The following is a 14,051-nucleotide window of genomic DNA, read 5'->3' as shown; positions in this document are numbered from 1 at the left end:
TCAGACCATCACCAGTTGCTGGTTGGCGAGCAATGTGGCCAGGTCCGTCTGCACGCCGCGCAAGGTCAGCAACGGGGCGAAGTCGAAGCCGCCGTCAGCACCATCGCGATCGACGGAGATCACCGTGTCGCGCCCGTTGACCACCGAGACCTTCAGGTAGCTGGCTTCGTTGGCCGGCGTGAAGCCGACCAGCAGTTCGCGCACGTCGATACGGTCCGCGTTGGGCCAGGCCGCGAATGCGCCGACCTCGAACGCGTAGACGTCGTCCGAACCGTTGCCGCCGGTGGCGTCACTGGCTGCCAGCAGCTTGTAGAGCAGCGTGTCCCTTCCCCCGCCTGTGAGGATCAAGTTGTCGTTGCCGCCACGCCCTTCGAACTGGTTGTCCGCCGCGTTGTCGACAAAGATGTCGGCGCTGTGGCCACCTGCCAGGCCCTCGATGTTCCTGAAGGTCGCCGTGCCGAAACCGGTGTTCTGCGCACCGGTTTTGCTCAAGTCGATAGTGAGCGGCGTGTCGCCTGCGAGCTTGTAGTCGACGATGTCCAGGCCGCCGGTATTGCTCCAGGCCTTGACGCCGGACACCATCACTGTGCCGCCGCCACCTTCGTACTTGTCATTGCCTTGGGTGGCGAAGAAGGTGTCGTTGTAGCCGGTGCCGACGATGCCGTTGGCGATGTTGGCATTGGCGACGTTGGTCCCGGATTCGGTGGTCAGCACAAAGGCGTGGTTCGCCTCGCCGGCCTTCAGGCCGGTCCATGCGGCATTGACCTGTTCGATGGCGTTGCCGCCGAGCTTGGCCAGACCACCCACATCGGCTGCCTGTCCGTTGGCAATGCGCAGGATTGCCAGCGTGTAAGTCTCTCTCGGATCGAGCCCGTAGAAGTCGACGATCGCGGAACTGTCGTTGGTCTGGTTGCCGGACTGCGGATTGATGATCTGGGTGGACACCAGCTTGCCCGACGAGTCGAACAGTTGCACGGTGTTGCCATACAGCGCGTTGATGCCTTCCGCATCGAGGATGCGGAAGTGCAGCGACGTGCCGTCTGCCACCGTGGTGGTATTGGTGATGAAGCGGGTGTTGCCTTTCTGGGTGAACGCCAGCAGGTCGCGGTCGCCGTCCCAGTCGGTGTCGGCGGCGATGGCACCGGTCACGGCATCGTTGGTCTCCGGAGAACGAGTCCAGAGGCCGATCGTGTTCGACCCGCCGAGCAGATTAGCTCTTTCGAAATTGATCGTCTTTCCCGAACTCTTGTTCGTATAGAGATTGATCGGGCCCGTGTTGCCCTCCTGCGTGACTCCGTCGAGGTCGCCAAAGCCCGGTAGTTCGATGGCATCCATCTTGCCGTCGCCGTTCCAGTCGACTGCGAGCGAAGGGCCGCCCTGAAGCGCGCGAGAACCATCGGTCTTGCCAAACGTATACATGCTCGATGGCATGCCGCCGATCTTGTCGTCGTCCGGGTCGCTCATCTCCAGCTTGCCGTGGCCGTCGTTGAAGAGGATCCGGCTCCGATGTTCCGCATCGGGCGTGTTCCCGTAGCCGCGCCCCATGAACAGATCCATGTAGCCGTCACCATTGAAGTCGGCCCATGTCATGGAAATGCCATTGCCATAAAAAGCATACTTGTTGGCGATGTTCTGGAACACGCTCTCGATGATCTGCGTGTTCTCCCAGGTTCCGTCGCCCTTGTTGCTTGCAACGACGAGACGGTGCGGCTCTTTGGATTTTTTCGTGGATGCCGAAGTTGGATCTGCGGAAGGGCCGCCGATCTTCGTGGTGTACGCCGTCGCGTGATAAACGAGATCGATCGTGCCGTCGTTGTTCAAGTCGACGCCCGACAGTTCCGTGTCGAAAGGGGCGTTGCCGACGTTCGATTGCTCGGTTCTGGAATCCGGTTTCACGGCATTCGTGTAACTGGCGTCCTTGACCATGTGGCGGATGTTGCCGTCCCTGTTCAGCACGATCTGCGAGTCGCTGTTTCCTGTGACGACACTGCTGTTTTCACGCGCCTGGTTGCCATAGGCCACGCTGACGAAGCCGGTGCCTGTCTTGTCGAAGGCCACCACGCCGCTGAACGAGCTGTCTACGTTCGAATTGGCGACTTCAGGGGCAGTAGTTTTGTCTTTGTAGTTGTAGTCCTGCCCGCCAACCTGCAGTGCGGTATAGCTGCTGCCATTGAAGATGAATGCCTGCTGGCCGTCCCTGGGAGTGCTGTCTTCCGTGAACAGGTCCATGTGCCCGTCACGGTTGAAATCCATGAACGTGGCGTTCTGGACATAGTTATGCCCCATATATGTCGGGTTGTATTCGTCACTAGAGGAACCGTTTTCGTTGGAGTTGCTCTTCAACGCGGTCAGCCTGAAGCTGCCAAGCGTGGCGTTGTTGGTGCCATCGGCATCCATCATCTTCTGGTTGCTGTGGATGCGCCACATGCCGTTCTCGCCGACCGTGTAGGCGGTGCCCTTCTCGTGCGGGCTGGTGGCCGTGGCTCCGACAGTCACTTTCGGTTCAGGGGAAACGATCAACTCGCCCGTCGTGTCGTCGGTCGTGACCTGCGCGCCGGAAGCGCTCTTGACCACGGCCTTGACGTCGTAGGTGCCACTCGCCATTGCCGCCGGCACCTGCACGTACCAGATCGCGTGCCGCGCATCGATGTGCACCACGCCGTTGGCCGAGCTGTAGGTCTTGCCGTCGATGGTGACTTCGATGTACTGGCCATCGGTCAGCTTGAAAGGCATCGTGCCGGTCACGAGCGGCGTGGTGTCGACGGTGTTCTGGCTGTTGACCGTGAGGGCGTAGTCGGCAGTCAGGATGAAGTCGGTCGACATGGGGCCTTCGGTACCGCCCGCGCCGGCCACCACAGCCCGATAGGTATGGCTCGAGCCATCCGCGAGAAAGCCCAGGTCGTAAGTCCAGTCGGTGCCATTGACCGTCGCCGTTCCCAGCAGCTTCGCGCCTTCGTAGACGCGCACCGCTTCGTTGGTTCCGATGGCGGCGCTCAGCTTGCCATTGAGCACCGGGTTGGGGTCATCCGTCCGGGTGCCGCCGCCGAAACTGCCCTGGCTGCCGCCGACGTCGTCGGTGTAGCTCGTTATCTCCGCCGTCTGCACCGGCACGACGTTGTCGAGCGTGACCGCATGGGTACTGGTCGCCGGATTCCGTGCGAGGTCTTGCACGACGGCCGTGATGGTGATGGTGCCGTTGGCCAGGCCGCTGATGTCGGCCGGGTCGGCGGTCCAGCTGTTGCCGGAAACAGTCGCCGTTGCAGTCACGCTGTTCGTACCGTCGCTGAAGGTGACGGTGACGGTCTGCCCGTTCTCGACATTCGCGGTTGCCCCCTTGACGACCACTGCGTCGTCTTCCCTGGCATTGACCAGGTCATCGCCCGCCACCGGCTTGTCGATGGTGACGAGCGGTGCCGTGCTGCTCACGCCGTATCCATGATTGCTGGTGGCGCTAGAGGCGTTCCCGGCCGTGTCGTGGTTGACGACGTTGGCCGCGACGGTGCGGTCGGCGTCGGCCGCCAGGTCGCTGCCCGCCACGTCGATGCGCCAGTTGCCGCTTGCGTCGACGGTGCCGCTGTAGGTGACGCCGTTGACCAGGAGCGTGACGACATCGCCCGACTGCGTGCCGGTGGTGGTGCCGGAGACGACCACAGTCGCTGCGGCTTCGACCATGTTGACGACGTTGTCCGACGTGATGCTTGCAACGCCGATGCCTGGTGCGGCCAGCGTGGTGTCGAGCACCGCGCTGTCGGTCGCGGCCGGTGCCGAGACATTGCCGGGGAGGTCGCGGCTGGTTGCGCTGACGCTGAAGGTTTCGCCTTCGGCAGGGTTGTCGAACGAGGCATCGACGAAGCCGTTGGCGACATCCGTCGCGGTCAGCGTGATGCTGGAGGTGCCGGCGCCATTGCTGAGGCTGATGACATCGCCCTCGGCGGCACCGGATACGAGCGTGACCTTCACGGTCACCTTGGCGCCCTTCTCGCTCGCGTTGATGAAGCCGTCGTTGTTGGCGTCGTTGACGATGGCGATGCCGATGACGGGCGGCTTGCGGTCGACGGTGACCGTTGCGGCCGAACTGGCATTGCCGACACGGTCGGTGGCGACTGCGTGCAGCACCGTGCCGTCTGCCGGAGCTGTGGCCGGAGTGATGCTGTACTTGCCGTCGGCTGCGGCGGTGGCGCTGCCGATCACATTGCCTGCGTCGTCCTTGATCGTGACCAGAGCGCCGTCTTCGGCGGAGCCCGTGATCGCGCTGCCGTTCGTCGGGTTGACCGTCGGTGCAACGGGCGCCTTGCCGTCGACGATGGCTTTGACTTCAACACTGGCATTGCCGGCACGGTCGGTCGCGACGATGCTCAGCTCGGCGCCGTCCGCGGGCGGGGTCGTCGGCATGACACGGTACGAGCCATCGGCCGCGACGCTCGCGCTGCCGATGACCGCGCCTGAACCATCCTTGATCGTGACGATGGAATCCAGTTCCGCTGTGCCCGTGATCGGACTGCCGTTGGTCGGGTTGACCGTGGGTGCGAGGGGCTCCTTGCCGTCTACGGTTGCAGTCGCTTCGGAGCCGATGTTGCCGGAGCGATCGGTCGCGACGGCGTGCAGCACAGTGCCGTCCGCCAGCGTGGCCGCGGGGGTGATGCTGTACTTGCCATCGCCCGCGGCGGTCGCACTGCCAATCACGTTGCCTGCGCCATCGTTGATCGTGACAAGCGCACCGGCTTCGGCCGTGCCCGTGATCGAGCGGCCGTTGCTCGGATCGAGCATCGGCGCAGGAGGCGGCGTGCCATCGACCGTGGTGCGGGCTTCGAGGCTGGTGTTGCCGGCGCGATCGACGGCGACGACATGCAGTACCGTGCCGTCCGTCAGCGTGGCTGCCGGGGTGATGGTGTACGCCCCGTCGACCCCGACGGTCGCACTGCCGACGGCGTTGCCCAGGCCGTCTTTGATCGTGACCAAGGTGCCGGCTTCGGCCGTGCCCGTGATCGAGTGGCCCCTGGTCAGATTGACCGTGGGTGTAGGGGGCGGATTGCTGTCCACGGTTGCCGCGGCTTCCAGGCTGGTGTTGCCGGCGTGGTCGGTGGCAATGACGCGAAGCTGGGCGCCGTCTGCGGGCGCAGTCGCGGGTACGACACGGTAAGTGCCATCGGCTGCGGTAATCGCGCTGCCGATGGTGGCACCGGAACCGTCCTTGATCGTGACCAGGGCACCGACTTCCGCCGTACCGTTGATCACGCTGCCGTTGGTCGGGTTGACCACTGGTGCCGCCGGCGGCTTGCTGTCGACCGTGACCTTGACCTCGGGGCTGGCATTGCCGGCGCGGTCGGTTGCAACCACGCGCAGTTCGGCGCCGTCCGCCGGCGCGGTCGCCGGGGTGATGCTGTACGTGCCATCCAGCGCAGCAGTAGCGCTGCCGATAGTGGCGCCTGCGCCGTCCTTGATCGTGACCAGAGCGCCGTCTTCGGCGAAGCCCGTGATTGCGCTGCCGTTCGTCGGGTTGACCGTCGGTGCAACGGGCGACTTGTCGTCCACCTTGAACTTGGCTTCAGTGCTGGCGTTACCGGCACTGTCGGTAGCGACAACCAGCAGTTCGGTGCCGTTGGCCGGCGGGGTCGTCGGCGTGATGCTGTACGTGCCATCGGTCGCCGCCGTGGCGCTGCCGATGACAGCACCCGCGCCGTCCTTGACCGTGACCAGCGCGCCGAACTCAGCCGTGCCTGTGATCGAGGAGCCATTCGTCGGGTTGACGGTCGGCGCGGAAGGCGGGGTGCCGTCGACCGTGATCCGGGTCTCGGTGCTGGGGTTACCCACACGGTCGGTGGCAACGACATACAGCTCGGTGCCGTTCGTCGGAGCCGTCACCAGGGTGATGCTGTACGAACCATCGGCTGCCGCGGTGGCGCTGCCGACGACTTCGCCGGCGCCGTTCTTGATCGTCACGACCGAGTGGGCCTCGGCAGTGCCTGCGATCGAATTGCCGTTGGTCGGGTTGACCTTTGGTGCCGAGGGCGGGTCGCTGTCGACCGTGACTCTCGCCTCGAGGCTGGCATTGCCCGCGCGGTCGGTCGCCACGATGCGCAGTTCGGCGCCGTTTGCAGGCCTGATCGCCGGCGTCACGCTGTACGAGCCATCGGCCGCAGCAGTGGCGCTGCCGATGACGGCATTTGCGCCATCCCTGATGGTGACCAGAGCGCCGAACTCAGCCGTGCCTGTGATCGAATGGCCATTGGTCGGGTTGACCGTCGGCGCGGAAGGCGGGGTGCCGTCGACCGTGATCCTGGCCTCGGGACTGGCATTGCCGGCTGCGTCGGTTGCGACGACGCTCAGCTGCGTGCCGTCTGCCGGCGTGGTGACTGGCTTGATGCTGTAGGTGCCATCGGCTGCAGCGGTGGCGCTGCCGATGACGGCGCCGGTGCTGTCCTTGATCGTGACAAGGGCGCCGGCTTCGGTCGTCCCCGTGATCGCACGACCGTTCGTGGGGTCGACCTTGGGCATGTCGAGGACCTTGCCGTCCACGATGGTCCTCGCCTCGAGGCTGACATTGCCCGCGGGGTCGGTGACGACGACACGCAGCTCGGTGCCGTCCGCGGGCGTCGTGGCGGGGACAACGCTGTAGGAGCCGTCGGGCTTGACCGTGGCGCTGCCGACAATGTTGCCCGCGGCATCCTTGATCACGACCTGGGTGCCGGCTTCCGCCGTACCTGTGATCAGCTTGCCGTTCGTCGGATTGACCGTCGGCTCGTTCGGCGACTTGCTGTCGACCTTCACCCTGACTTCGAGGCTGGCGTTGCCGGCGCGGTCGGTGGCGACCACGCGCAGTTCGGTGCCGTCCGCCGGCCTTGTCGCCGGCGTGATGCTGTACTTGCCATCGTCTGCCACGGTCGCGCTGCCGATGACGGCGCCCGTGCCATCTTTGATCGTGACCCGGGTGCCCACTTCAGCCGTCCCGGTGATCAAGCTTCCGTTGGTCGGGTCGGCGGTTGGTGCGGCGGGCGCCATGCCGTCGACCGTGACCCTGGTCTCGAGGCTTGCATTGCCAGCAGGGTCGGAGGCAACGACGCGCAGCTGCGCTCCATCTGCCGGCTTGGTAGTTGGCGTGATGCCGTAGGCTCCATCGGTTCCAGCGGTAGCACTGCCGATGACAGCGCCGGTGCCGTCCTTGATCGTGACGAGCACGTTGGCTTCGGCCGTGCCTGTGATCAGACTGCCGTCGGTCGGATCGACCGACGGTGCAAAGGGCGCATTGCCATCGACGATGGCCTTGATTTCAAGGCTGGCGTTGCCCGCACGGTCGGTTGCAACCACGCGCAGTTCGAAGCCATCTGCCAGCGTGGCGGCGGGAGCGATGCTGTACGCGCCGTCGTTCGCGGCGGTCGCGCTGCCGATGACATTGCCCGGGCCGTCCTTGATCGTGACCAAGGCGCCGGCTTCGGCTGTACCGGTGATCAGCTTTCCGTTCGTCGGATGGACCGTCGGCTCGTTCGGCGACTTGCTGTCGACCGTCACCCTGGCTTCGAGGCTGGCGTTGCCGGCACGGTCGGTGGCGACCACGCGCAGCTCTGTGCCATCCGCCGGCCTTGTCGCCGGCGTGATGCTGTACTTGCCATCGTCTGCAACGGTCTCGCTCCCGATGACGGCGCCCGTGCCATCTTTGATCGTGACCCGGGTGCCTACTTCAGCCGTCCCGGTGATCAAGCTTCCGTTGGTCGGGTTGGCTGTTGGTGCGACGGGCGCCTTGCTGTCGACGGTGGTCCTGATTTCGGGGCTGGCATTGCCGGCGCGATCGGTGGCGACGACGCTCAACTCGACGCCATCCGCGGGCGGAGTCACCGGGGTGACGTTGTACCAGCCATCGGCTGCAGTGGTCGCGCTGCCGATGATCGTGCCCGCACCATCCTTGATCGTGATGAGCGAGCCGACCTCGGCGGTACCCGTGAACGAATTTCCGTTGGTCGGGTTGACGGTGGGCGCGAAGGGCTTTTGGCTGTCTACGATTGCAGTCGCTTCAGAGCCGGCGTTGCCAGCCCGATCGGTCGCAACGGCATGCAGCACCATGCCGTCTGCCAGAGCAGTCGCAGGAGTCATGCCGTATGTGCCGTCGGATGCGACCGTCGTGCTGCCGACCACCTTGCCCGAGCCGTCTTTGATCACGACCAGTGCGTCGGCTTCCGCAGTGCCCGCGATCGAGCGACCGTTGGTCGGGTTGATCGTCGGCGCCGCGGGTGGCTTGCTGTCGACTGTTGCCGTGGCCTCGAGGCCGACGTTGCCGGCCTGGTCGGTCGCGACCGCATGCAGCACCGTTCCGTCGGCCATAACGGTCGACGGGGTGACGGTGTAGGAACCGTCCGCCGCGGCGGTCGTACTGCCGATGAGCTTGCCCAGCCCATCCTTGATGGCGACCAGGGTGCCGCCCTCTGCGATGCCTGTGATCGAACTGCCGTTGGTCGGGACGATCGTGGGTGCGACAGGCGGTTTGCTGTCGACCTTGACTCGGGCTTCGGGGCTGGTCTTGCCCGCGGGGTCGGAGGCGACGACGCTCAGTTCGGTGTCATGCGCCGGGCTGATCACCGGCGTGACGCTGTACGTGCCGTCGGGCGCGACGGTCGCGCTGCCGATGACGGCTCCTGCGTTGTCCTTGATCGTGACCAGGGCCCCCGCTCCGGCCGTGCCGGTGATCGAACTGCCGTTGGTCGGTTTGACGGTGGGCGTATCGAGCAAGTGCCCATCCACCCTGCCCCTGGTTTCAGGACTGACGTTGCCGGCACGGTCGATGGCCGTGACACGCAGTTCGGTGCCGTCCGCCGGAACGGTGGCAGGGCTCATGCTGTACAAGCCATCGGCCGTGGCGGTCGTGCTGCCGATGATGTTGTTCGAACCGTCCTTGACCATGACCGTGGTGCCGGCTTCGGCCGCCCCCGTGATCGAACTGCCGTTGGTCAGATGGACCGTTGGTGCAGTCGGCGCCTTGCTGTCGACCCTTATCTTGGCCTCCGGGCCGGTGTTGCCGGCACGGTCGGTGGCAGAAACGCGCAGATCGGAGCCGTCTTCCGGCGGGGTTGCCGGAAGGACGCTGTACTTGCCGTCCGCCAAGGCGGTGGCGCTGCCGATGACGCTGCCTGAACTGTCTTTCACCAGGACCAGGGCACCGCCTTCCGCCGTGCCCGTGATCGAACTGCCGTTGGTCGGCTCGACCGTTGGTGCGATGGGCGGTTTGCTGTCGACCGTTACCCTGCCCTCCGGGCTGGCATTGCCGGCGCGGTCGGTGGCGGCGATGCGCAGATCGGCGCCGTCCACGAGCTTGGTAGCGGGAGTGATGCGGTACGCGCCATTGCTCCCGGCGGTGGCACTGCCGATGACGTTGCCCGCGCCATCCTTGATCGTGACGACCGCATCGGCTTCCGCCGTGCCGGTGATCGAACTGCCGTTGGTCGGATCGACCGTCGGCGCAAGAGGCGGCTTGCTGTCGACCGTGATTCTGGTTTCGGGGCTGGCGTTGCCGGCACGGTCGATGGCAACGACACGCAACTCGCGGCCGTCGGCGGGAACGGTCGCCAGGACGACACCATAGGAGCCATTGCTCGCAGCAGTGGTGCTGCCGATGATGTTGCCATTGCTGTCCTTGATCGTGACCAGCGCGCCGGCCTCCGCCATACCCGAGATCGCACTGCCACTGGTCGGATTGACGATCGGCGCGACAGGCGGCTTGCTGTCGACCGTGGTCGTCGCGGCCTGGCTGACATTGCCCGCCGCATCGGTGGCGACAACACGGAGCACCGTGCCATCCGCAGGAATGCTCACCGGCGTGACGCTGTAAGTGCCGTTGGTTGCGGCGGTGGCACTGCCGATGACATTGCCCGCGCCGTCCCTGATCGTGATAAGTGCACCGGCTTCCGCCGTGCCGGCGATCGGGCTGCCATTGGTCGGGTCGACGCTCGGCGCCAGGGGCGCCTTGTTGTCCACGGTGGTCACGGCCTCGGAACTGGTGCCGCCGGCTGGATTCGTCGAAACGACACGAAGCACCGTACTGTCTGGCACTGGCGTGGTCGGGCGGATGGCGTAGGTGCCGCTGGGTGCAGCGGTCGCGCTGCCGATCGGTGTGCCGGTGCCGCTGATAACGGTGACCAAGGTACCGGGCTCCGCCATACCGGAGATCAATCCACCGTTGGTCGGATTGATGGAGGGCTTGGCCGGCTGCGTCCGGTCGATAGGCGTCGGCGAGGCCTGTGGTGGTGCAAGAAATGGCAGCGGCGATCCTCCGCCCCCGCCCCCTCCCCCGCCGCCACCACCGCCCGCACCAGCAAGCAGGCCGCCGCCAAGCAGCCAGGGCCACACACCGAAATCGGATGCCTTGGGCATCATCAGAGGTTCGATGGAATCGATTTCCGAGTAGCTGACGGCCAATTCGCCATGCTCCTGGCTGAGCCCGGCGAACCACGAACCGCCTTGCCCCTCATCCAGCACCAGATCGCTCTTGTTCCCATCGAATGGCGAGAAGAAGCCGCGGACAGTGACGATCTCGCCGGAAACGGCAGTGATGACCAGGTCGGTGCCGACACGGCGCATGCCCTTGACCTGTTGTTTCGGCAAGTCGACCCGAACGATCGAGGCTTCTTTCAGCGATACCTCATTTGCAGAGACTCGAGTGCCCTCTCCACTGCGCTTGACTACAACGTGCAACAAAATCATTCCCCCAAATACCAAGATCAATCAATGCCCAACCGCGCGCAGATGGAAATTTCCTTCAGCCAATAATTTCTTTCGAAAAGGCGGTACGCAATTCGTATCCGTATCCAAACACCGCCTTCAGAATCAGGCCATTCGATGGTTCGATTCGCAGTTTTTTTCTGATTTTTGCGACATACACGTCCAGCACGCGAGAACGTGAATCCGAAAATTCGCGCCGGAGAAGAAAATTCAGATTTCCCCTGGCCAAAGGGAAATCTATGTTTTTGAAAAAATTCAACGCCAGATCGTATTCGCGCCGCTGCAAGCTCACTTCCCGGTCTTCGTAAAAGACCTTTCGCTCGTCGAGCTGAAATCGGTAGCTCTTGAAAGCCAGAACTCCATTGCCGGTAGCTGCGCATCTGATCGAGGCGCTTCGACTCATCAGATTTCGCACTCTCAGTCTTATTTCGGCACTGTCAAAAGGAGGAAAAACAAAGTCGAAATTGCTTTCGCCGTGAAGCTTCCCACCAGCCCTCAATTGCCAGGCAGCCTTGCTTTCATTGACCGCAAACAATACCGGTGCACTGGTCAAGCCGCGAATGGCTTTCACCCAATTGATATTCACGTCCGCGGGGAGATTAAGAAGCAACAGCCCGAAGCGGTCACCCGCCTGGAGTGCATTCATGAGATCGCTGAGCGTTTCAAATGCGACAGACGCACAACCCAGCCGATCGACGCTCTTTCGCAAGGCAGGGCAACTGACGCTCGAATCGTCGAGGGCGACGAGAGGCAATTGCAGCTCGCCCGAGAACAGGCCCGCTGCGCCAGGCACGCCCCTCGGAGCGGTGCTCGCTCCACCAACCGCACCAGAAGAGGGCATCTCTGCGGTATCTGGCAGTTGCGCATGACCGGAATGGATTGCGCTGGACGGGGGAAACAAAGCAGGGTGTGCCCCGGTCTCGACGAGGCGTCCGCCTCCCTCTTTCACTCTTGGCGCCTGCACGATGTCACGGACGTCGCTCCGTGCTTCCAGGCGCAAGGAGCGGCTACACGACTCTGGGGAAATCATTCCAACCTCTCAAAGTTCAAAGATGAACGTCAAGAGAGGCTGTCGCTGCACTCCACTATGACCGTTCGGGCAGCGGAATGTATCTGTTTGCGACGGCAGCGATTAATGACATGCCATTGCAATTAATGTCATTAAGAAATGTCCGGGTCATCTCGGCACAATTCTTATTTACAAGAAGGCCGGAGAGAGAATAACAATCTCGGCGCAAGGAGTGCACCATTATTGTGCAGGCCCCTCCCGAGCAAATTTCACTTGACAGTAATGATCCGGGATTAATGTCAGAGAATGGCAGCGCGAAATCTCACATTTTTCGTGAAGTATTTCACACTATAGTTTTACGCAAGCACGCCACGCGAAGGAATGCACCATTAACGTGCGCACTACTGTGACAGCAGCGGGAGTGTGAGGCGAAACACCGTACCGGTTCCATTGCTGGAAACCAGTACGACGTCGCCTCCGTGCCGACGCATGATCGTTCGCGAAATGTGAAGGCCGAGTCCGGAACCTGGCACCAGCGAAGAGTTGCCTCCTCTGAAATAACGCTCGAACAACTCGCCTCTTTCGGATTCCGGAATTGGGTTTCCTTTATTCGAAACCGTCACATTGAAAAAATTCGAGCTGACTTCACACTGAACATCCACCATCGAATCGGTTGGTGAATATTTGATGGCGTTCAGAAGCAGATTTCGAATTGCCATTTCGATCTTCTCCTGATCGCCTTCGAAAATGACCGGGCGCTGCGGTGCGCTGACATTCAAGCGTGCATGTTCGTCGGGCAGCCCGACGTTGCGAACGTTTTCAATCGCGCACCACAGGTCGAAGCTGCGGGAGGTTGAACGCGCACCTGCCTCCAGCGCATCATCCAGCAGGATGTTCTCGACCAGGGTGGTCAGCCGGCGGGTCGCTTTGCGGATTTTTTCGACACTGCGTTTCACACGCTCGTCATGTCCCGAGGGCGATAACCCGAGTGCTTGCGCCACGGCATCGATGATGGCGAGGGGGGTGCGAAATTCGTGTGAAAGTATTGCGACAAATTCACGCTGACGGACCCGCTCTTCCAATGCGATCTTCGCGACTTTCATCGAATTGAATGCCCGTTTTCTCTCGGCCCTCACTCTCAATTCAGACTGCCTGGAACGGCTGACCACGGCAATATTGAGTATTGTCAAATTTGCCAATTGAGTGAACTGTATCAGCGACTCCGTAACAAAAGACTGCTCCAGCCTCACGACGCCCAGCAGGACCATGGAATAGAAAAGCCATGAGGAATTCACCACGAAAAAAATGAAAGCAGCAAGCAGCTGATAAAAGGCCTTCCTGCGGAAAATCACCCAGCCAACAAATACGGTATTGAAGATGCCTACAAAAATTTCCAGATAAAGCAGCCATTTGATCGAATTTTCGATCACACCGAGCATGGAAAGAATAACTGCCAGGAAAAAAACTGCCGCTGCCAGATACATGAATCTGGCGGCCCATGCCGAATAGTCCCTGTAATTGAAAAATCGGCACACGAATATCGCGGCAATTGACATGAGTGCACAGGTGGTCGCGTCCACGAAGCGATCCGCATACACCGGGTTATCCGGAAAGAACAAGGAACTGGAATATCCCTGCACCGCGAATACGGCGCCCAGCATGATCACCAGAAACAGGGAATATATGAAAAAATCCCCATCCTTGGTCCATTTCCAGAAAATCAGGTTCATAAGCACCATGACGGCGATTGCCCCTGTAAACGCGGAAAAGAAAAGGCTTCTCTTCAGCTCCACTTTTTCGAATCTCGATTTTTGCCAAAGATTTAGATCGAGAATCGTCAATCCGTGTGTTTTCACCCTAAAATAATGGATTCTCGATGCCGAATCCACGATCAATGGAAATGCCATGATGCTGGATTGAATATCCCTCTCGGAAAACGAATGCTGATCGCCCATCTTGTTGGTCGATATTTTTCCATCCGGATAGACGCAGTACATTTCGACTTCGTCGATCCAGCCTGGAAATATCTGCATGACCCAGTCGATCGGCGTGCCGATTTCCTGCTGCAGCGAAACCCGGATCCACAAGGTATCGTCGGAATATCTCTCGAACGAACGAATATCTTCACGCACGAAGCTGTATTTATCCGGATTGGAGACGATATCGTTCATGGTGACCTTTCCGGAAGGATCCCGGAACACCTCCACCTCCTTTGCCAACGAAATCGGACCGTCATCCCCCTGCCCCTTCTTGAGAACCATCGCTCCCGCGGCCTGGCATGAAAGCCAGAGGATCAGTCCAAATATCAAATACAGGCAGCGATTCTTTTTCATTCCAA

3 protein-coding genes are annotated in these 14,051 nt (G+C 61.9%); all 3 read right to left on the bottom strand.

Features of this window, described 5'->3' with window-relative positions:
- Positions 1–10,686, bottom strand: a complete 10,686-nt coding sequence (locus tag L3V85_RS12215; RefSeq protein WP_237679463.1) for an Ig-like domain-containing protein — start codon at positions 10,684–10,686, stop codon at positions 1–3.
- Between the two features lie 55 nt (positions 10,687–10,741).
- Positions 10,742–11,704: a response regulator transcription factor gene (locus L3V85_RS12210; RefSeq protein ID WP_237679462.1), complete on the bottom strand. Its 963-nt coding sequence runs from the start codon at positions 11,702–11,704 to the stop codon at positions 10,742–10,744.
- A gap of 410 nt (positions 11,705–12,114) precedes the next feature.
- Positions 12,115–14,046: a sensor histidine kinase gene (locus L3V85_RS12205; protein ID WP_237679461.1), complete on the bottom strand. Its 1,932-nt coding sequence runs from the start codon at positions 14,044–14,046 to the stop codon at positions 12,115–12,117.
- Positions 14,047–14,051: the final 5 nt, after the last annotated feature.

The organism is Variovorax paradoxus, assembly GCF_022009635.1.
Classification (GTDB): Bacteria; Pseudomonadota; Gammaproteobacteria; order Burkholderiales; family Burkholderiaceae_C; genus Variovorax.
The sequence above is the reverse complement of the archived record's forward strand: the minus strand, read 5'-3'. Positions and strand labels throughout refer to the sequence as shown.